Source organism: Massilia eburnea (assembly GCF_050709955.1).
GTDB lineage: Bacteria > Pseudomonadota > Gammaproteobacteria > Burkholderiales > Burkholderiaceae_D > Rugamonas > Rugamonas eburnea_A.
On the sequence record NZ_JBNZFX010000030.1, the window covers coordinates 283840 to 302823 of the forward strand.

The following is an 18984-nucleotide window of genomic DNA, read 5'->3' on the forward strand; positions in this document are numbered from 1 at the left end:
TTGTCGTAATTTGTTGTATTTGGTTTTTTGATTTGTGTTTTCGTAGTTTGATGATAGCATAATTGAAACATATTAAATCGAACTGCATAATGCGACAAACCCTTTCCGCGAGCCTGGCGCATTCTGTTGTCAATCTGGCGCAACGCGCAGGCGCGGCCATCATGGATATTTACCGTGCCGACGCGGTGGAATGGACGTTGAAAGGCGATCGCAGTCCGCTATGCCAGGCAGACCTGCAGGCGCATGCCATGCTGCGCAGCGGCCTGCTGGCACTGACGCCGGAGCTGGTGATCGTGTCGGAAGAAGATGGAGATGCCGCATGCGCGCGGCCGCTCGGCGGCCGCTTCTGGTTGATCGATCCACTGGATGGCACCAAAGAGTTCATTTCGCGCAACGACGAATTCACCGTCAATGTCGCACTGATCGATGACGGCCAGCCGGTGTTCGGGGTCGTCGTTGCGCCCGCACTGGGCCAGACCTATTGGGGGGCAGGCGGGATGGGCGCCTGGCGCGCCGATGACAGTGGGACCGTCGCGATCCAGGCCGCCCATCCGCCAGCCGGTGGGTTACTGCGCGTGGTCGCCAGCAAGAGCCATATGACTGACGAAACCCGGGCCTTCATCACGGCCCTTGGCGCTTGCGAGGTAGTGCAGGCGGGCAGCTCGCTGAAAATCTGCCGGATTGCCGAAGGGGCGGCCGATGTCTATCCGCGCCTGGGGCCGACCTGCGAATGGGATACCGCGGCCGCGCAGGCCGTGCTGGAAGCGGCAGGCGGCGCGATGCGCACCGTGTCCGGGCAAGCACTGCGCTATGGCAAGGCGGAAGTCTTGAATCCGTTCTTTATCGCTGCGGCGCCCGGCTTGCCGGCCGCCTGGCCAGCATTTCAACCAGAGGAAGGCAATGATGGAAAAGAAACAGATCCACATCCGCTTCAATAATCGCAACGACAACGACAATCCGCTGCCCTGGCGCGTATTGACCAAGTGCGACGAGGTCGATGGCGTGCTCCAGTTCACGCAGGAATTTGCCGCTGAAGTGCGCTTCCACGCGCCGGTCGTGACTTCCGAAGACCAGGTGGCCGCCGGCGTCTACAAATGGCACATCCGCTCGGTCGGCTACGTTTCCTGGCTGGGGGACGTTTGCTATGTTACCGAGCAGGCCGGCTCGCCGATGGCGTCGCCCGGAGCTGCAAGCGGTTAAGACTTGCGCAAGTAGAAGGTTTCTCGCCAGCCCTTGTGATAGTCGTGCATTGCGTCGCCATGTTCCGGCTTGGCGACGAAGTGTTTGGGCCAGTCATATTGGCTGGTCGCATAGCCAAAGTGTTCCGCCAGAAATCGAATAGCTGCCCGCGATGGGCGTCCGACCAGCGTATGGCCATTACGGGTCAGGGCGTCATCGCAGGCCATCTGCTGGTCGTCGATCGGTTCGCGCAGCAATTGGATGCCATACGGATTCTTGAAGATCAAGCGCGCATCCTGCGGCTCAAGCAGGGGCACTTCATCTTCTGCCGGCGTGACCTCGGTATCGATGATCACCAATTGCGCGCCCGTGCGTTCGATTCGATCCAGCAATTCAGCGTGGCGGATCGTGTGGTAGTAGAAGCCCAGGCAGAAAACCACATCGAAGGTTTCGGAGCGCAGCAATTCGAACACGTCGCCGCAGGCAAAGTCATAGCGGCTGCGGTCGATGCCATAGCGGTCGAACGTCGCCACCGCATTGGCGATCAGCTCCTGGCGCGGTTCGATGCCTTTGACATAAGCGGCGCCGGCTTTCAATGCCGCAAACGTCCAGCGCCCATCGTGACTGGCAATATCCAGCACCCTTTTTCCAGCCAGGAACGCCGCATTTCGCGCGATGATCGCCTCGTGGCGGCCATTCAGCCGATGCGGAAAAGGGCTGGTCAGGCTGGTAGCGTAGAACTGATCGTACTGGTTAAAAAATTCCACTTGATTCCCTTGTTCTATGGCTTGGCACCTCATGTGCCGGATCACATCAGGATCACGTCGTACTGTTCCTGGTGGTAGCTGGTCTCGACTTGCAGCGAAATCTTCTTGCCGATGAAGTCGCCCAGCATCGCCAGGTGCTGCGATTCTTCCTCGAGGAACAGGTCGACCACTTCCTGCGAGGCGAGGATGCGGAATTCGCGCGGGTTGAACTGCTTGGCTTCACGCAGCAGTTCGCGCAGGATTTCATAGCAGATGGTGCGCGAGGTCTTGACCTGGCCCTTGCCTTCGCAGGCCGGGCAGGGCTCGCACAGGATGTGGGCCAGCGATTCGCGCGTGCGCTTGCGGGTCATTTCCACCAGTCCCAGCGCGGAGAAGCCGGACACCGACACCTTGGTGCGGTCGCGCGCCAAGGCTTTCTTCAGCTCCGCGAGCACGGCGTTGCGGTGCTCGTTGTTCTCCATGTCGATGAAGTCGAGGATGATGATGCCGCCCAGGTTGCGCAGGCGCAGCTGGCGCGCGATGGCGTGCGCCGCTTCCAGGTTGGTCTTGAAGATGGTGTCGGCAAAATTGCGGCCGCCGACGAAACCGCCGGTGTTGACGTCGATGGTCGTCATGGCCTCGGTCTGGTCGACGATCAGGTAGCCGCCGGACTTCAGGTCGACGCGGCGCCCCAGCGCGCGGTGGATTTCCTCCTCCACGCCATACAGGTCGAACAGCGGGCGTTCGCCGGTGTAGTGCTGCAGGCGCGACAGCACCGACGGCGTGTAGACGCGGCCGAATTCCGTCAGCGCCAGGAAGTTTTCGCGCGAATCTACCTGGATGGTTGCCGTTTCGTCGTGCACGAAATCGCGCAGCACGCGCTGCGCCAGGTTCAAGTCCTGGTGCAGCAGGGATGTCGGCGGGCGGGTGCGCGCGCCGTGGCAGATCGCGCCCCAGGTCTTGCGCAGGTATTCGATGTCGGCCTGCAGGTCGCTGTCGGAGGCGTCTTCGGCCTGGGTGCGCACGATGTAGCCGCCTTTTTCGTCTTCCGGCAGCAGGCCCTGCATGCGTGCCCGCAGGGCTTCGCGGTCGGCTTCCTTCTCGATCTTCTGCGAGATGCCGATATGGCCGTCCTGCGGCAGGTAGACCAGCATGCGGCCGGCGATCGAAATCTGGGTCGACAGGCGCGCGCCCTTGGTGCCGATCGGGTCCTTGATCACCTGCACCGTCAGCGCCTGGCCGTCGAACAGCAGTTTCTCGATCGCGGTCGGGGTGGCGTTCTGGGCGCCGTCGTGCGGACGGGCTTCCCAGATATCGGCCACGTGCAGGAAGGCTGCGCGTTCCAGGCCGATGTCGATGAAGGCCGACTGCATGCCGGGCAGCACCCGCACCACTTTGCCGGAATAGACATTGCCCGCCAGGCCGCGCGTCAGCGTACGCTCGATGTGCAGTTCCTGCACGGCGCCCTGCATGATGAGGGCGACGCGGGTTTCCTGGGGGGTGATATTAATGAGGATATCTTCGTTCATCAGGGGAGTTTCAATCCTGCCTGGCGCAGCAGTTGCGCCGTTTCGTACAGCGGCAGGCCCATGATGCCGGAGTGGCTGCCTTCGATGTGTTCCACGAACAGGGCGGCCAGGCCCTGGATGCCATAGCCGCCGGCCTTGTCGTAAGGTTCGGTGGTGGCGCAATAGGTCTTGATGTCGGATTCGGACAGCTTGCCGAAGCGGACCTCGGAGACCTGGGTGATATGGCCGGAAAAGTCTTGCGAATGCACGGCGACCGAGGTCAGCACCTGGTGGGTGCGGCCCGACAGCTTGTGCAGCATGTCGGTAGCTTCGCGCGCATTGGCCGGCTTGCCGAGGATCTCGCCATCGATGGTGACGGTGGTGTCGGCGGCCAAGATAGGGCGCAGGATCAGGCGGCGGCGCTGGATCATGTCCCAGGCGAAATCGGCTTTTTCCTGGGCCACGCGGCCGACATAGGCCAGCGGCTCTTCGCCGCTATGCACGTTTTCGCTCACGTCCGGCCCGCGCGGGCCGTCGTTGCGCAGCAATAGCAACTCAAAGTCCACGCCGATCTGGCGCAATAATTCGCGCCGGCGTGGACTCTTGGAAGCCAGGAAGATCTTTTTTTCGGCCAGTTTCATCGGTTGCCTTAAGGGTTAGACACGATGATAAGGGTGGTTTTGTGTAATTGTCCACGCCCGGTACAACTGTTCGGCCAACATGACGCGTACCATGCCATGCGGCAGGGTCAGGCTGGACAGGCGAAGCATGCCTTCCGCCTTGGCTTTCAGCCCCGGATCGAGGCCGTCGGCGCCGCCGATCAGGAAGGCGGTATCGCGGCCATCCTGCTGCCAGGCTTCCAGCTGCTGGGACAAGCCCACGCTGGTCAGGTCCTTGCCGCGTTCATCGAGGGCGATGATGCGCGCCGATTTCGGCAGGGCCGCCTCGATACGCTCCCGTTCCAGGGCCATGGCGGTGGCGGCGGTCTTGCTGCCGGAACGCTCAACGGGCTTGATTTCCTTCAGCACGATGCGCAATTCCGGCGGCATGCGCTTCACGTATTCGGTGAAGCCGCTTTCGATCCAGGCCGGCATTTTATGGCCGACCGCAGCGATGATCAGCTGCACTTACTCTGCCGCAGCCTTCTTCAGGCGCTTGATGACGGTCTTGACCGGCGTTGCGGCAGCGGAAGCGGCTTTCTTCTCCTTGGCGGCCTTGGCGGATGCCTCGGCGGTCTTGGTGGAAGCAACCTTCACTTTCTTGCCTTCCGGCGCGACGACCTTCGGCGCAGCCTTTTTGGCGGCGGCTTTCTTGGCCACGGCGCCGGCAGCGGCGGTTGCCTTGGCGGTGCCAGGCTTCTTGGCAGCCGGCTTTTTCTCGATTACCGGCTCGGCGGCTTTGGCAGCCTTGCTGGCAGCCAGGTGGCCGGATTTCTTCGGCGTGGCTTCCTTGGCGGCTGCTTCCTTGCCTTCGGTGGTCGACTTGCGCTTGGCGGCGCCCAGTTTCACCGGCTTTTCGCCCCAGATTTCTTCCAGGCGGTAGTAAGCGCGGATCGGCGCCTGCATGATGTGGACGATCATGTCGCCCAGGTCCACCAGCACCCATTCGCCGGTGTCTTCACCCTCGATGCCGATCACGTCGCCGCCGGCTTCCTTCACCTTGTCGCGCACCGAGGCAGCCAGTGCCTTGGTCTGGCGGTTGGAGGTACCGGAAGCGATGGCGATGCGGTCAAAGAGGCTGGTCAAGCCGGTGGTGTCGAATACGACGATTTCCTGGCCTTTCACGTCTTCCAGGGCGTCCACGACGAGGGTTTGCAGTTTTTTGATATCCATTATTTAGTTCTTATACAAATTATGTTGTTCAATATAGTCTAGCACTACCGGTGGCAGAAGCGAGTTCGCCCCATCCCCCCGTTGTAATGCAGCACGAATGGCAGTGGCCGAGATGTCGACGGCCAAATCGGCCGCCAGCATGGTCCTGCCCGCCGGGGTGTTCCTGACCTGCTCCGGCGTGGCCAGGCGGCGCTGGAATTCAGCTGCCACCTCGGCCGGCACGTGGGCGTCGTCCAGCTCGAAGCCGGGCCTGGCCGCCACGCAGAAGTGGGCCAGGTCGAACAGGTTGCGCCATTCGTGCCAGGTATTCAGTCGCTGCAGCTGGTCGGCGCCCATCAGGAAGGCCAGCGATACATCTGGCCCCACGTCGGCGCGGATCGCCCGCAGCGTTTCGATCGTATAAGTGGCGCTGCCACGCGCCAGCTCCTGCCAGTCGATCGTGACCGGGCAGGGCAGGCCGGTAAAGGCCAGAGTCAGCATCTCCACCCGCTGCTGCGGCGTCGCGACCAGCGCGCCCTTTTGCCAGGGCAGGGCGGGAATCACGAGCAGTGCATCGGCTTGCAGCAGTTGGACAAATTGCTTGCCAAGCGCGACGTGGCCGATGTGCACCGGATCGAAACTGCCTCCCAGCAGTGCGATGCAGCGTTTCACTCGGCCAGCCAGTCGCGGTGCGGAAGGAAGTCGGTATACAGCGCCGCTTCCGCGCTGCCGTCTTCCGGATGCCAGTCGTAGCGCCATTTGACCACCGGCGGCATGGACATCAGGATTGCCTCCGTGCGGCCGCCGGACTGCAGGCCGAACAGGGTGCCGCGGTCGAACACCAGGTTGAATTCGACGTAACGTCCACGGCGGTAGGCCTGGAAGTCGCGCTCGCGTTCACCGTACGGCGCGTCCTTGCGGGCTTGCACGATCGGCAGGTAGGCGGCCAGGAATGCGTCGCCTACGCTACGGGTCATTTCAAAACTCTTCTCGAAACCGAGCGCGTTGAAGTCGTCGAAGAAGATGCCGCCCACGCCGCGCGCTTCCTTGCGGTGCTTCAGGTAGAAGTACTCGTCGCACCACTTCTTGAACTTCGGATGCAGCTCGCCGCCGAAAGGCTGCAGGGCATCGCGGCAGGTCACGTGAAAGTGCTTCGCGTCTTCCTTGTTGCCATAGTACGGCGTCAGGTCCATGCCGCCGCCGAACCACCAAACCGGCTTGCCGTCGGCCGTGGTGGTGCTGAAGAAGCGCACGTTCATGTGCACGGTCGGCGCATACGGGTTACGCGGGTGCAGTACCAGCGACACGCCCATGGCCTCCCATGGCTGGCCGCCCACTTCCGGACGGTGCGCCGAGGCCGATGGCGGCAGCTTGGCGCCGGTCACGTGGCTGAAATTGCAGCCGCCGCGCTCGAACACATTGCCTTCTTCGATCAGGCGCGAAATGCCGCCGCCGCCTTCAGGGCGCTGCCACGCATCACGCAGGAATGGCTTGCCGTCCACATCTTCCAGCGCGGAGATGATGCGCTCTTGCAGGCCAAGCAGCCAGGCTTTGACGTCTTGTGGGGCGGGGGCGGTCATTTTTCTTTTTCTTTGCTCTCTTTAAAACCGATAAACCAGGGTCTGACCCAAGGGTCAGACCCGATCGGCGGCGGTCGCTTTGCGGGTCCGACCCTTGGGTCGGACCCTGATTTACCGGTTTTAGTGCTTCAACCCGCGCCAGCCAATATCGCGGCGGAACTGCACGCCTTCGAAGCCGATCTTGTCGACCGCTTCGTAGGCCTGCTTCTGCGCCATCTTGATGTTGTCGCCCAGGCCCACCACGCACAGCACGCGGCCGCCGGAGGTGATCAGCTTGCCGTCCGCATCGTCGGTAGTGCCGGCATGGAAGGTCACGGAATCGGCCGTTTCAGCCGCGATACCGTGGATATGGTCGCCCTTGCGCGGCGCGTCAGGGTAGCCGGCGGCAGCCAGCACCACGCCAACGGCGGTGCGGCGGTCCCATTCCAGTTCCACCTGGTCCAACGTGCCGTTGACCGCGTGTTCCATCACGCCCAGCAGGTCGGTCTTCAGGCGCGACATGATCGGCTGGGTTTCCGGGTCGCCCATGCGGCAATTGAATTCCAGCGTCTTCGGATTGCCGGCGGCGTCGATCATCAGCCCGGCATACAGGAAGCCGGTGAACTGGATGCCGTCTTTCGCCATGCCCTGGATGGTAGGCATGATGATCTCGCGCATCACGCGCGCATGCATGGCCGGGGTCACGATCGGGGCAGGGGAGTAGGCACCCATGCCGCCGGTATTCGGGCCCTGGTCGTTGTCCAGCAGGCGCTTGTGGTCTTGCGAGGTGGCCAGCGGCAGCACGTTCTTGCCGTCGCACATGACGATAAAGGAGGCTTCTTCGCCGGCCAGGAATTCTTCGATCACGATGCGCGCACCGGCGTCGCCAAAGGCGTTATCGGACAGCATGTGGTCGACCGCGCCGTGCGCTTCTTCCAGGGTCATGGCAACCACCACACCCTTGCCGGCGGCCAGGCCGTCGGCCTTGATCACGATCGGCGCGCCTTTGGCGTCGACGTAGGCGTGGGCCGCTTTTACGTCGGCGAAGGTTTCGTATTCGGCGGTCGGGATGCCGTGGCGCTTCATGAAGGCCTTGGCGAAGTCCTTGGACGACTCAAGCTGCGCCGCTTCCCTGGTCGGGCCGAATACTTTCAGGCCGCGCGCGCGGAACAGGTTGACGATACCGGCAGCCAGCGGCACTTCCGGGCCAACCACGGTCAGGCTGATATGCTCTTTCTCGACGAAGGCAGCGAGTTCCTCCAGGTCGGTGATCGGCAGGTTTTCCAGGCGCACGTCGCGTGCGGTGCCGCCGTTGCCAGGCGCAACGTAGACCATCTGTACGCGTTCCGACTGCGCCAGTTTCCAAGCCAAAGCGTGTTCACGGCCACCCGAGCCGACTACCAGGATCTTCATAAGGATTATTCTTCGATGACAGCGTTGGTATAGATTTCCTGGACGTCGTCCAGGTTTTCCAGTGCATCCAGCAGCTTTTGCATTTTGGCCGCGTCGTCACCGGTGAATACGGTCTCGGTGGCTGGCTTCATGATCACTTCCGCTACTTCGGCCTTGAAGCCGGCTGCTTCCAGCGCGTCTTTCACGCCCGGGAAGTCGTGCGGGCCGCACAGCACTTCGATACCGCCTTCTTCGTCGGTCACCACGTCTTGGGCGCCGGCTTCCAGCGCTGCGTCCATCAGCTTGGCTTCGTCGGTGCCCGGCGCGTACAGGAGCTGGCCGGTGTGCTGGAACATGAAGGCCACGGAGCCTTCGGTACCCATATTGCCGCCGTACTTGTTGAAGGCATGGCGCACTTCAGCCACGGTACGCACCCGGTTGTCGGTCATGCAGTCCACGATGATGGCTGCGCCGCCGATGCCGTAGCCTTCGTAGCGGACTTCTTCATAGTTGGCGCCGTCGCCGCCGCCGGTGCCGCGCGTGATGGCGCGGTTCACGTTGTCCTTGGGCATATTGGCGTCAGCGGCCTTGTCGACAGCCAGGCGCAGGCGCGGATTGGAGTTCAGGTCGCCGCCGCCCATGCGTGCTGCCACCGTGATTTCCTTGATCAGGCGTGTCCAGATTTTGCCGCGTTTCGCGTCCGTTGCAGCCTTTTTATGCTTAATATTGGCCCATTTGCTGTGTCCAGCCATGTTCAATCTTCCTTAGACGGTATCCAATCGAGGGCGACATTCTAGCATACCGGTACCTCCCTGAATTTGTCGCGCCGGCGCGACCAAAAGTGCTTCCGCAAGCCGTGCCGGCATGTTTAGTAGCTTTCTTCGGGGTTATTTCATCAGCTTGTAAAGTTAATATCCTAAAACAATAATTTTTATCATGAAGGAGACCTATGGATCGTCGGCAATTTATCAAATTGGGCGGCTTTATCACTGTATCGGCTGCGACCAGCGGCCTGGTGGGCTGCGGCGGCAGTGATTACACTCCGCCCGCACCGGGCTTGCCGCCCGCGACCGGCGCCAACTGGAAGTTCCCGCAAAGCGTCGCCTCCGGCGATCCCCGTGCCGACAGCATCCTGCTGTGGACCCGCGTGGTGCCGAGCTCCCTGGACGACGTGGCGGCTGTCACCGTCAAGAGCGGCGTGACGGTGCGCGTGCAGGTCACCGCCGCCGACAATGCGGCCTCCCTCGGCAGCAACAAGGCCATCGCGGGCACGCTGGTGGTCGATGCGCAGATCGAGCTCAATGCCGATTTCGATAACACGATCCGCCACAAGGTCACCGGCCTGCAGCCGAATACGGCGTATTTCTACCAGTTCACCGCCGGCGACGTGCGTTCCAACGTGGCCCGCTTCAAGACCGCACCGGCGGCCGAGGCCAGCGTGTCGCAGCTGCAGTTCGCCTACCTGACCTGCCAGGACTGGAGCATCAACCACTGGGGCGCGCTGGACCATATTGCCAAGAATGAAAAACTGGACTTCATCGTCCACCTCGGCGACTACATTTACGAAACCGTGGGTGAAGCTTTCCAGGTCGGCTCGGTCGAAGCCCGCCATGGCGCACTGACCCTGCCGGACGGCACCTTCAAGAACGGCAGCTCGGGCGCGAAATACGCGACCACCCTGGCCGATTACCGCTACCTGTATAAGAAGTACCGCACTGATACCCGCCTGCAGGCGGTGCATGAGCGCTTCGCCTTCATCGCAATCTGGGATGACCACGAGTTCAGCGATGACTCCTGGGGCGATACCCAGACCTATTCGGAAGGCGAGAAGCACGACACCAACCGCCGCCGCAGCGCCAACCAGGCCTGGTTCGAATTCATGCCGGCCGACGTTACCCTCGACAGCGCAGCCACCGGCTTCCAGAACATCAAGATCTACCGCGACTTCCAGTTCGGCAAATTGATGCAGCTGGTGATGACCGACCAGCGCCTGTACCGCGCCGACCACGTGGTGCCCGAGCAGATGGCCAATCCAGCCACCGGCCAGCCGCTTGGCAGCATCGGCGCGCGCTACCTGGTGGCGCAGGACCTGTACAGCGCCGCCGAAGCGCAGAAGGTGGCTGCCGTTGGCGGCAGCGATCCGCTGGCTGCCGTCAGCATGCTGGGCGCCACCCAGCGCGACTGGTGGAAGAGCACCATGAAGGCTTCCAGCGCCAACTGGAAACTGTGGGGCAATGAAGTATCGCTGCTGCGCATGGGCCTGGGCGGCACCGACGCCATCGCCACCCTGGTGGCATTGCAGGCAGTGGCCAAGCTGGCCACCGACATCGGCACCACGGCCGCCACCTCGACCGGCGGCAACGTGCCGGTGGCCGGCGCCATCGTCGGCGCCATGACTGCCGGCGCCTCGGTTTCCGTCGCGGCGGCTGCCGCGACCGCGATCGGCACTGCCGCCGCCGGTGGCGGCGATACCAGTGCACGCCTGACGGCCGCCGTCGGCGCCGGCCTGACTTCGGTCCAGGCTGGCGTGGCGGTACTGGCGTTCGGCCAGGCGGAAGCCAAGTCGGGCGCCGTGGCCCAGGCTACCGCAGCGGCGCAAGGCATCGCCATCGGTTACATCAAGCCGGACGTGCAGGCCAACAAGGCGGCATCGGTGTTCGTGGTCGCCTCGGGCCAGGCTGCCGCGCTGGCGCCTTACTTCCGCAAGTTCCTGATCAACTGCGACCAGTGGGATGGCTATAACGCCGAGCGCAAGGCGCTGATGTCGCACCTTAAGACCAACAACATCGGCAACGTGGTGGCGCTGACCGGCGACATCCACTCCTTCTTCGCCGGCACCGTCAACGACGATTACGATGCCGCTGGCGGCGGCACGCCGGTGATGGTGGACCTGGTGTCGGCCGGCGTCAGCTCCGATTCCTTCTTCACCTACCTGCGCGAAGCCGCTGCCAGCCTGGGCAGCCTGGGCACGCTGGTGTCCTTGCCGCTGTCGGTGCCGGTGCCGAACGTGGGCACCATCGCGCTGAACGTCAACCTGCTGGACTACACCATGGGCAAGGTGTCGCCGACCGCCGATTCGCTGGCGACTTCGCTGATGATCCAGTTGCGCGGCGCGCTGGGTGCGAAAGGCGTGCCGGAAGCGCTGCTGGACGCCACCATGGACGCGGTGCTGTCGGCCATCAAGGCCGATTCCAATTTCGCCACCCTGGTCGGCCTGGCGCAGCAATTGGCCAGCCTTAACAGCAATCCATGGCTGCGCCACGTGAACACAGACGCGCAAGGCTTTACCGTGGTGACGCTGACGCCGGGTTCGCTGGTGGCCCAGTTCAAGCAGGTCAACAAGCTGGTCGGCGGCAACGCGCCTGCGACCGTGATCGCCAGGGTCACGACCGCCACCGTAACGGCAGGCCAGGCTGCCGTAGTCGTCTCCTAAAAAGAGGCAGGGGCGGGCGCCAGCCCGCCTTTTTGGCAGCCGCCAGCAAGCCTGGCGGCTTGCCGCTACAATGGTGGCATGGAAATAGCCACATCGGAAGCGCAGGGCAAACGTGCCGCCTACCTGGGCGGGTTGGCCATTGCTATCGGCGGCGCCGTCCTGTTTTCCACCAAGGCCATCGTGGCCAAGCTGCTGTACCGCTACCATCTCGACGCCGTCACGGTGATTGCCTTCCGCATGTTGTTCTCCCTGCCGGTCTTTGCCGCCATCGCGCTGTGGAAGATGCGCACCGCAGCGCCCTTGAGCCGCGCCGATGCATGGCGCCTGGTCGGATTGGGCCTGGTTGGCTACTACCTGTCCTCCTACCTCGATTTCCTCGGGCTGCAATTCATCACCGTCGGCCTGGAACGCCTGATCCTGTTCCTGACCCCGACCTTCGTCCTGCTGGGCTCCGCACTGTGGCTGAAGAAGCATATCGGCCGCAGCCAATGGCTCTCGCTGCTGACCGCATATGCCGGCATCGTGCTGGTGTTCTTCCATGACCTGTGGCAGCAACGTGGCCCTGGGCTCGCTGCTGGTGCTGGGTGTCCGCCGTGGCATACGCCTTTGTACCTTCTGGCTTCCGGCGAAATGGTCAAGCGCCTTGGCTCGCTGCGCCTGGTGTCGTATGCCATGTGCGTCCTCCAGCGCGGCCTGCATCGGCCAATTCTTCCTGCTGCGGCCCGCCGGCATGCTGGTGCAGCCGATGGAGGTGTACGGCCTGTCGCTGGTGAACGGTATCCTGTGCACGGTTGATGCCGGTTGTTTATGACCATGATCGCGGTGTGCAGCGCATCGGCGCCGGCCCTGCCTCGCTGGCGGGCATGATCGGTCCTGTTTCCACGCTGTTCCTTGGCGCCGTCATCCCTGTCCCGAACCCGTCACCAGCTGGCAGCTGGCGGGAACGGCCCTGGTGCTGGCTGGTATCTACCTTGCTGTCGAAAGTGAAAGGTAAAGAGACATGACGCCCCGCATTGCCCTGATTGCCCACGACAAGAAAAAAGACGACATGATCGCGCTGGCCCGCGAGTACGCCGGCTTCCTGCGTACCTGCAAACTGTGCGCGACCGGCACCACGGGCGGCCGCCTGATTGCGGAAGTGGGACTGACAGTGGAGCGCAAGCATTCCGGTCCGCTGGGTGGCGACCTGCAGATCGGCGCCTTGCTGGTGGATGGGCATATCGATGCCGTCATCTTCCTGCGCGACCCGATGACGCCGCAGCCGCACGAGCCGGACATCAATGCACTGGTGCGTGCCTGCGACGTGCACAATGTTGCTTGCGCTACCAACCTGGCGACCGCCCACCTGGTGCTGTCCCAATTGCAGGCTGATGCCGCAAAACCGCAGCCTGTCGCATGATTCTTGGCCGGCGCCCGGCGCGCTGGCAATGTGGCGCCCTCATGACAAAATCGGGGAGACTGCATATGAAATCCATCCTGGGCGGCATTGCCGCATTGGCTATTGCTTCAACCGCGCACGCGGCGGCGCCGGCGCTTGCCGGCCACTGGGTCGGCACTTACGGGGTCGGCAACGACTTCAACTTCCTGCGGCCGCATTTTGGCGCCGATGGCAAAGCAACGGTGGACATGCCCGCCTTCGAGAAGAAAGGCGTGCCGCTCGGCGCAGTTGCGCAGCAGGGCAGCCATGTACGCTTCGACCTGCCGGGCCCGGACGGCGTGCTGAAATTCGACGGCAAGCTGCAAGGCGAACTGTTGTCCGGCAAAGTAAGCCTGAATGGGAAAGACGGCAGGTTTGCCTTCCGCCGCACCCTGGCCGACGATCCTGCGCGCCACCAGCCGCTGCTCGGGGCCTATGAATTTCCCGGCAAGCGCGTAGTCGTGCTGTCGGAGTGGGGCGACTTCCCGCAAATGTTCTACAGCGACATGCGTAGCGGCCGCTATGCTTCCATGTTCGCCGAAAGCGCGAACGTGTATTACGCAGGCGCCGGCAACCTCAATCCCGCTGTGCGCGAAACCACCATGCGCTTCGAGGGCAACAAGGTGGTATGGCAGCAAGCCGGCAAGAAGGAAACCGGCCGCCGCCTGCAGTTCCGTTCCGAAGAAGTCACATTCAGGAATGGCGACGTCACCCTGTCCGGCACCCTGGTGCTGCCGGAAGGGAAGGGGCCGTTCCCGGCCATCGTGCTGACGCAGATGTCCAGCCCCGCGCCGCGCGGCGCCTATGCACTGCAAGCCTATTACTTTGCCGCTCACGGCATGGCCGCGCTGATGTACGACAAGCGCGGCGTCGGCAAATCCAGTGGCGAGTTCAATAAGGCCACCATGGAGCAGTTGGCCGACGATGCCATCGCGGGCATCGAGTTGCTCGGCAAGCGCAGCGACATCAAGGCGGACGCCATCGGCACCTGGGGCCATAGCCAGGGCGGCTGGCTGGCGCCGCTGGCCGCGATCCGGTCGCAAAAGGTCGCCTTCGTGATCGCGCAAGCCGCGTCGGCCGTGCCGCCAGCCGAGCAAGAGGTCTACCGCATTGAGAACACTCTGCGCGCGCAAGGCTTCAGCGAAGAAGATGTGAAGGCCGGCACCGCCTACCAGGAAAAGCTGATGCGCTGGGTGACCAGCCGTGGCGCCAACCGTGCCGAATTGCTGGCCGCAGCCCGCGCCGGCGAAACCGCGCGCTGGGCCAGCCAGGTCGAAATCGTGCCGGATACGCTGAAAGAGAAGCCGAGTGACACCAGCACCGCCTTCTACAGCTACGACCCGCTGCCGGACCTGAAGAGATTGACGGCGCCCGTGGTGTATATCCTGGGCGAGAAAGACGCTTTCGTGCCGGTGCATAAGAGCGCCACATTGTTCCAGCAAACGCTGGATGCGAGCGGCCACAAGGATCACCAGGTGTGGATGTTGCCGCGTGCCGCACACGGCTTGTGGGAAACCGATGTCGACGGCGGCAGCGCCTACATCAACTCCACGCACTGGGCGCGCGAGCACTATCCACGCATGACGCAATGGCTGCGCGAGCGCGGCTTCATCACACACTAAAGGAGTATGTAATGGTTAAGGCGATACGCATGTCCCGCAGCGGCGGCCCGGAAGTGATGGAATACGTCGACGTCGAAGTAGGGGCACCAGGTCCCGGCGAGGCGACGGTGCGCCACGAGGCGATCGGCCTTAACTTTATCGACGTGTACTTCCGCACCGGCTTATACCCGCAACCGCTGCCGGCAGGCCTGGGCCAGGAAGGCGCGGGCGTGGTGGAGGCGGTGGGAGAGGGCGTGAGCCATGTGCGGGTGGGCGACCGGGTGGCCTATGCCGGCCGTCCGAACGGCGCCTATGCGCAGGCGCGCAATATGCCCGCCAGCCTGCTGGTCAAGCTGCCGGATGCCATCGGCAGCGACACCGCGGCTGCCATGATGCTGCAGGGGATGACGGTGCAATACCTGTTCCATAGTGCGGCGCCGGTCAAGGCGGGCGACACCATCCTGTTCCATGCGGCCGCTGGCGGCGTGGGCCTGATCGCCTGCCAGTGGGCCCGTGCCCTGGGCGTGAACCTGATCGGCACCGCCGGTTCCGACGAGAAGGTCGCGCTGGCGTTGGCGCATGGGGCGACCCATGCGATCAATTACAACCAGGAGAACTTCACCGAACGGGTACGCGAGATCACGGGCGGCAAGGGGGTGTTGACCGTGTTCGATTCGATCGGCAAGGATACCTTCATCGGTTCGCTCGACTGCCTGCAGCCGCGCGGCATGATGGTCAGCTTCGGCAATGCTTCCGGGCCGGTGGCCAACTTCTCGCTGGGCGAACTGGCTTCGCGCGGATCGCTGTTCCTGACCCGGCCTGCGCTGGGCAACTACACCGCAACGCGCGCCGACCTTGAGGCTTGCGCGCAATCGCTGTTCGACGTGGTGGCGCGCGGCGACGTGAAGATCGAAATCAAGCAGCGGTATAATCTGGCGGATGTGGGGCAGGCGCATCGCGACCTCGAAGCGCGCCGCACCACCGGCTCCACCATCCTACTGCCTTGAGTGAATATGACCGACCAGAACCGCCCAACCGACGACGATGACGGCACCCCGAAATTTGGACGCCTGCTGATCGTCCTGCTGAGCGCCGTAGCGCTGGTCGGCTTCATCACCTTTGCCAGCGAAGCCTATTACCGCTGACCTTTCAATAGTTAGTGTCGGATTTCTTTACACTAAGTTTCTTTGGCATTCAAATAAGAGGCGTTTCCGTAAAGAATCATCTTTGTACTCAGTAGTTTACTGATGAGCTATTGAGTTTGGCATAATTCTTGCTTGTGTTCCTTCAGGACATTTGAATTTCAAGGAAGAATTATGAAGAACTCAGTGTTGAGCAGAGTTTTGCAAGGTTTCGCGGCGGCAGCAGCCTTCGTGCTGGCGTCGGCGGTCCAGGCCGGCCCGGTCAACCTGGTACAGAACGGCGGTTTTGAACTTAGCACCAACGGCAATGGCCAATTGGACTTCAATACCGCCGTGTCCGGCTGGACTGCGCCTGGCGGCTACAATTTTGTCTTCGCTTCCGGCACCGCGGACACCAGTGGCGCCATGACCTGGTTCGGCAGCCAGAACGATATTCCCCTGACGCTGTGGGGCGCCAATAACGGCGGTGCCAACGCGCTGGCGCACAGCGCCAACGGCGGCAACTTCATTGCCGCCGACGGCGCCTATGGGGTAGTCCCGATCCAGCAGGCAATCAATAGCCTGGTCATCGGTACTACCTATATGCTGAAGTTCGAATGGGCGGCCGCCCAGCAGTGGGGCTTCCACGGCGAAACCAGTGAAAAGTGGAGCGTGAGCATCGACGGCAATACCTTCGAGACCGCCACTTACAATAACCAAAGCCACGCCTCGAGCGGCTGGATGCAGGAAGCGTTCACCTTTACCGCCAAGTCCGGCGGCAGCCTGCTGTCCTTCCTGGCAGCCGGGACGCCGGAAGGCCATCCGCCGTTTTCCCTGCTTGACGGTGTGTCGCTGTTTGCCATCAGCAGCCCGGATGACGGCTCGCCGCCTGCCGACATACCTGAGCCGGCCAGCTTGCTGGTGATGCTGACCGGGCTTGGCTTGCTGGCCGTGGCACGCCGTCGCCGCCAGCCTTAAGCGGAAGTCCTGCCGTGACAGCCATGGCCGAACAGCTCTTGCGGCTTGTGGTATGGCTGTGCCTACTGTGCGCCATCTTCCTGCCGCTGGAGCGCTATTTCGCCGTGCGCCAGGCGCAGCCGGGCGAGCGCCAGCACTGGCCTGACCTGTTCTATTATTTTGCCAACAGCCTGCTGCCGATACTGGTGCTGGCAGTGCCGCTGGCGCTCTGCGCGCAACTGGCGCGCAACTTGATTCCCGTTGCCATACCCGAAACGCTGGCCGGCTTGCCGCTGGCGCAGCGCCTGCTGCTGGCGCTGCTGGTCGGGGATATTGGCGCCTACTGGTCGCACCGCCTGGCGCACAGCTGGCCGCTGTTGTGGCGCTTCCACGCGGTGCACCATAGCGCCGCCCACGTCTACTTCCTGACCAATACGCGCGCGCATCCGGTCGACCTGTTGTTCACGCGGCTGTGCAGCCTCCTGCCACTGTATGTGCTTGGCCTGGCCGGACCCGGCGTGGCTGGCAGCGCGACCCCGATGGCGGTGATCCTGGTGGGCAGCGTGTGGGGCTTTTTTATTCATTCGAATATCCGCGTGCGCCTGGGGCCGCTGGAGTGGCTGCTGTCGACGCCGGCCTTCCATCATTGGCACCATACGCGGCATGAGCATGTCGACCGCAACTTTGCCGCCATGCTGCCGGTACTGGACCGGATTTTCGGCACCCATCACCTGCCGCCAAGCTGGCCGGCGGAATATGGCAGCGATACGCCGGTTTCCTGCCATCTGGTTGGGCAACTGGCCGCACCATTCGCTGCGGCGGTACCGGCAGCCACTGTTGACCGAAGCGAAACTTGATTTGCTAGAATGTCTTATCGACCGATCCCACCGAACCGGCAGAGGCTGAACCGATGACAGAACGCCACCGTTTCACCCTGCAAATCCTGGCGCTGGTTGCCGGGTGGTGGCTGGCCCTGTCGATGGCACTGGCAGCTCCCGCTGCTGCAGTGCCTGCGCCAGCCTTCAGCCTCGATCCCACTTCAGCCTTGCACAAAAAAGCCGAAAACAGCAACTGGCTCGGCATCCACGACCAGGTCCGGTCGCGCCACCCAGACGTGCTGACGTCGCGCGCACTGACCATCATGCTCTATCTGTTGTGGGCCGTGATCGTGCTGGTGCTGGTATACACCGTGCGCCACTATTACTTCACCTTCAACCGCCTGTACGGCGTCCAGCGCCATCCTTACCTGGATGTCGAAAGCGGCAACTGGCCGAGCGTGACCGTGCTGGTGGCTGCGCATAATGAGCAGGCGGTGATTGCCGATTCGCTGCGCGCCCTGCTGGCAGTGGACTACCCGCCCGACCGCCTGCGCATCATGCCGGTCAACGACCGTTCGACCGACGATACGCGCCGCATCATCGACGAGATCTGCGCCGCGCATCCAGGCCGCATTACGCCGTTCCACCGTAGTGGCGGTAAGCCGGGCAAGGCGGCCGCATTGAAGGATGCTACCGCACAGGTGGAAAGCGATATCCTGATCGTGTTCGATGCCGACTACGTGCCGGGGCGCGGCTTGCTGCGCCAGCTGGTGGCGCCATTCTTCGACCCGGAAGTCGGCGCAGTGATGGGCCGCGTGGTGCCGCTGAATACCGGCAGCAACCTGTTGACCCGCCTGCTGGACATGGAGCGCTCGGGCGGCTACCAGGTCGACCAGCAGGCGCGCATGAACCTGTCGCTGGTGCCGCAATACGGCGGCACCGTTGGTGGCGTGCGTCGCACAGCGCTGGACGCGATCGGCGGCTGGCGCGATGACGCGCTGGCCGAGGACACCGACCTGACTTACCGCTTGCTGCTAAGCGGCTGGAAGACCGCCTACCAGAACCGCTCCGAATGTTATGAGGAAGTGCCGGAGACCTGGCCGGTGCGGGTGCGCCAGATCATGCGCTGGTCGAAGGGCCACAACCAGGCCGCCTTCCGCTATGCCGGCGCGTTGATGGTGAGCGACAAGGTATCGCTGCGCGAAAAGCTCGACGGCATGCTGCTGCTGGGCGTGTTCGCCATGTCGCCGATCCTGCTGGCCGGCTGGATCCTGGCCATCGTCCTGTTCTACTTCGACGCCAATCACTGGCTGACGGGCGTGCTGGCCCTGTTCTGCCTGATGTCATACAGCGCGCTTGGCAACTTTGCCGCGTTCTTCGAGATCGGCGCCGCTGTCTACCTGGACGGCAGCCGCGAACGTATCCGCTTGATGCCGCTGAAC

The 18984-nt window shown here is 63.0% G+C and carries 19 protein-coding genes and 1 pseudogene; 11 read left to right on the forward strand and 9 right to left on the reverse strand.

Annotated elements, in window-relative coordinates:
• Window positions 1–89 precede the first annotated feature (89 nt).
• Both cysQ and ACQ4MM_RS16940 read left to right on the forward strand, forming a co-directional pair.
• Window positions 90–938, forward strand: coding sequence for a 3'(2'),5'-bisphosphate nucleotidase CysQ (gene cysQ / locus ACQ4MM_RS16935; protein ID WP_431478441.1), 849 nt, complete (start codon window positions 90–92; stop codon window positions 936–938).
• Window positions 901–1200 carry a hypothetical protein gene (locus tag ACQ4MM_RS16940; RefSeq protein WP_431478442.1) on the forward strand — a complete coding sequence of 100 codons (300 nt, stop codon included), beginning with the start codon at window positions 901–903 and terminating at the stop codon, window positions 1198–1200. The genes cysQ and ACQ4MM_RS16940 overlap by 38 nt, the downstream gene beginning before the upstream one ends.
• Here ACQ4MM_RS16940 and ACQ4MM_RS16945 read toward each other — a convergent pair.
• From ACQ4MM_RS16945 to ACQ4MM_RS16985, 9 genes are all read right to left on the reverse strand, one after another.
• The gene (locus ACQ4MM_RS16945) at window positions 1197–1991 is read right to left on the reverse strand and encodes a class I SAM-dependent methyltransferase (protein ID WP_431478443.1); all 795 of its coding nucleotides are present in this window, start codon (window positions 1989–1991) and stop codon (window positions 1197–1199) included. The two genes, ACQ4MM_RS16940 and ACQ4MM_RS16945, sit on opposite strands and share 4 nt — an antisense overlap.
• Entirely contained in the window at window positions 1988–3454 is a 1467-nt protein-coding gene (gene rng, locus ACQ4MM_RS16950) for a ribonuclease G (protein ID WP_431478444.1), read from the reverse strand. The genes ACQ4MM_RS16945 and rng overlap by 4 nt, the downstream gene beginning before the upstream one ends.
• Window positions 3454–4074 (reverse strand): Maf family protein, encoded by a 621-nt coding sequence (locus ACQ4MM_RS16955; RefSeq protein ID WP_431478445.1) that lies wholly within the window; start codon window positions 4072–4074, stop codon window positions 3454–3456. Before ACQ4MM_RS16955 ends, rng begins: the two co-directional genes overlap by 1 nt.
• A gap of 15 nt (window positions 4075–4089) precedes the next feature.
• Window positions 4090–4560 carry a 23S rRNA (pseudouridine(1915)-N(3))-methyltransferase RlmH gene (gene rlmH / locus ACQ4MM_RS16960; protein ID WP_431478446.1) on the reverse strand — a complete coding sequence of 157 codons (471 nt, stop codon included), beginning with the start codon at window positions 4558–4560 and terminating at the stop codon, window positions 4090–4092.
• A complete protein-coding gene (gene rsfS / locus ACQ4MM_RS16965) occupies window positions 4561–5265 on the reverse strand; it encodes a ribosome silencing factor (RefSeq protein ID WP_431478447.1) in 705 nt (234 codons plus the stop codon).
• A 3-nt stretch (window positions 5266–5268) separates the two neighbouring features.
• A complete protein-coding gene (locus tag ACQ4MM_RS16970) occupies window positions 5269–5916 on the reverse strand; it encodes a nicotinate-nucleotide adenylyltransferase (protein WP_431478448.1) in 648 nt (215 codons plus the stop codon).
• A complete protein-coding gene (gene hemF, locus ACQ4MM_RS16975) occupies window positions 5913–6824 on the reverse strand; it encodes an oxygen-dependent coproporphyrinogen oxidase (RefSeq protein WP_431478449.1) in 912 nt (303 codons plus the stop codon). Before hemF ends, ACQ4MM_RS16970 begins: the two co-directional genes overlap by 4 nt.
• Window positions 6825–6944: 120 nt before the next feature.
• On the reverse strand, window positions 6945–8216 hold the full coding sequence (gene purD / locus ACQ4MM_RS16980) for a phosphoribosylamine--glycine ligase (protein WP_431478450.1): 1272 nt from the start codon (window positions 8214–8216) through the stop codon (window positions 6945–6947).
• A gap of 5 nt (window positions 8217–8221) precedes the next feature.
• Complete coding sequence (locus ACQ4MM_RS16985) at window positions 8222–8947, reverse strand: YebC/PmpR family DNA-binding transcriptional regulator (protein WP_431478451.1); 726 nt, start codon at window positions 8945–8947, stop codon at window positions 8222–8224.
• A gap of 197 nt (window positions 8948–9144) precedes the next feature.
• On the opposite strand from ACQ4MM_RS16985, the gene ACQ4MM_RS16990 reads away from it, so the two are divergent.
• The 9 genes and pseudogenes from ACQ4MM_RS16990 to ACQ4MM_RS17030 form a co-directional block, all read left to right on the forward strand.
• Complete coding sequence (locus ACQ4MM_RS16990; RefSeq protein WP_431478452.1) at window positions 9145–11628, forward strand: alkaline phosphatase D family protein; 2484 nt, start codon at window positions 9145–9147, stop codon at window positions 11626–11628.
• A gap of 78 nt (window positions 11629–11706) precedes the next feature.
• Window positions 11707–12622 (forward strand): annotated as a pseudogene (locus ACQ4MM_RS16995) (DMT family transporter).
• Between the two features lie 6 nt (window positions 12623–12628).
• Complete coding sequence (locus ACQ4MM_RS17000; RefSeq protein WP_431478453.1) at window positions 12629–13027, forward strand: methylglyoxal synthase; 399 nt, start codon at window positions 12629–12631, stop codon at window positions 13025–13027.
• A gap of 65 nt (window positions 13028–13092) precedes the next feature.
• Window positions 13093–14667 carry an alpha/beta hydrolase family protein gene (locus tag ACQ4MM_RS17005; RefSeq protein WP_431478454.1) on the forward strand — a complete coding sequence of 525 codons (1575 nt, stop codon included), beginning with the start codon at window positions 13093–13095 and terminating at the stop codon, window positions 14665–14667.
• An 11-nt stretch (window positions 14668–14678) separates the two neighbouring features.
• Complete coding sequence (locus tag ACQ4MM_RS17010) at window positions 14679–15653, forward strand: quinone oxidoreductase family protein (RefSeq protein WP_431478455.1); 975 nt, start codon at window positions 14679–14681, stop codon at window positions 15651–15653.
• A gap of 6 nt (window positions 15654–15659) precedes the next feature.
• Window positions 15660–15791, forward strand: coding sequence for a hypothetical protein (locus ACQ4MM_RS17015; protein WP_431478456.1), 132 nt, complete (start codon window positions 15660–15662; stop codon window positions 15789–15791).
• A 171-nt stretch (window positions 15792–15962) separates the two neighbouring features.
• Window positions 15963–16745: a PEP-CTERM sorting domain-containing protein gene (locus ACQ4MM_RS17020; protein WP_431478457.1), complete on the forward strand. Its 783-nt coding sequence runs from the start codon at window positions 15963–15965 to the stop codon at window positions 16743–16745.
• Window positions 16746–16768: 23 nt separating this feature from the next.
• Window positions 16769–17581 carry a sterol desaturase family protein gene (locus tag ACQ4MM_RS17025; RefSeq protein ID WP_431478458.1) on the forward strand — a complete coding sequence of 271 codons (813 nt, stop codon included), beginning with the start codon at window positions 16769–16771 and terminating at the stop codon, window positions 17579–17581.
• 284 nt (window positions 17582–17865) lie between these two features.
• The coding region (locus tag ACQ4MM_RS17030; protein WP_431478468.1) for a glycosyltransferase at window positions 17866–18984 on the forward strand (1119 nt) is incomplete at its 3' end.

What these genes read in the sequence shown, in the direction of transcription:
- cysQ (WP_431478441.1), top strand. Translation starts at nt 90, where the DNA reads ATGCGACAAACCCTTTCCGCGAGCCTGGCGCATTCTGTTGTCAATCTG.
- ACQ4MM_RS16940 (WP_431478442.1), top strand. Translation starts at nt 901, where the DNA reads ATGATGGAAAAGAAACAGATCCACATCCGCTTCAATAATCGCAACGAC.
- rng (WP_431478444.1), bottom strand. Translation starts at nt 3,454, where the DNA reads ATGAACGAAGATATCCTCATTAATATCACCCCCCAGGAAACCCGCGTC.
- ACQ4MM_RS16955 (WP_431478445.1), bottom strand. Translation starts at nt 4,074, where the DNA reads ATGAAACTGGCCGAAAAAAAGATCTTCCTGGCTTCCAAGAGTCCACGC.
- rsfS (WP_431478447.1), bottom strand. Translation starts at nt 5,265, where the DNA reads ATGGATATCAAAAAACTGCAAACCCTCGTCGTGGACGCCCTGGAAGAC.
- hemF (WP_431478449.1), bottom strand. Translation starts at nt 6,824, where the DNA reads ATGACCGCCCCCGCCCCACAAGACGTCAAAGCCTGGCTGCTTGGCCTG.
- purD (WP_431478450.1), bottom strand. Translation starts at nt 8,216, where the DNA reads ATGAAGATCCTGGTAGTCGGCTCGGGTGGCCGTGAACACGCTTTGGCT.
- ACQ4MM_RS16985 (WP_431478451.1), bottom strand. Translation starts at nt 8,947, where the DNA reads ATGGCTGGACACAGCAAATGGGCCAATATTAAGCATAAAAAGGCTGCA.
- ACQ4MM_RS16990 (WP_431478452.1), top strand. Translation starts at nt 9,145, where the DNA reads ATGGATCGTCGGCAATTTATCAAATTGGGCGGCTTTATCACTGTATCG.
- ACQ4MM_RS17000 (WP_431478453.1), top strand. Translation starts at nt 12,629, where the DNA reads ATGACGCCCCGCATTGCCCTGATTGCCCACGACAAGAAAAAAGACGAC.
- ACQ4MM_RS17005 (WP_431478454.1), top strand. Translation starts at nt 13,093, where the DNA reads ATGAAATCCATCCTGGGCGGCATTGCCGCATTGGCTATTGCTTCAACC.
- ACQ4MM_RS17010 (WP_431478455.1), top strand. Translation starts at nt 14,679, where the DNA reads ATGGTTAAGGCGATACGCATGTCCCGCAGCGGCGGCCCGGAAGTGATG.
- ACQ4MM_RS17015 (WP_431478456.1), top strand. Translation starts at nt 15,660, where the DNA reads ATGACCGACCAGAACCGCCCAACCGACGACGATGACGGCACCCCGAAA.
- ACQ4MM_RS17020 (WP_431478457.1), top strand. Translation starts at nt 15,963, where the DNA reads ATGAAGAACTCAGTGTTGAGCAGAGTTTTGCAAGGTTTCGCGGCGGCA.
- ACQ4MM_RS17025 (WP_431478458.1), top strand. Translation starts at nt 16,769, where the DNA reads ATGGCCGAACAGCTCTTGCGGCTTGTGGTATGGCTGTGCCTACTGTGC.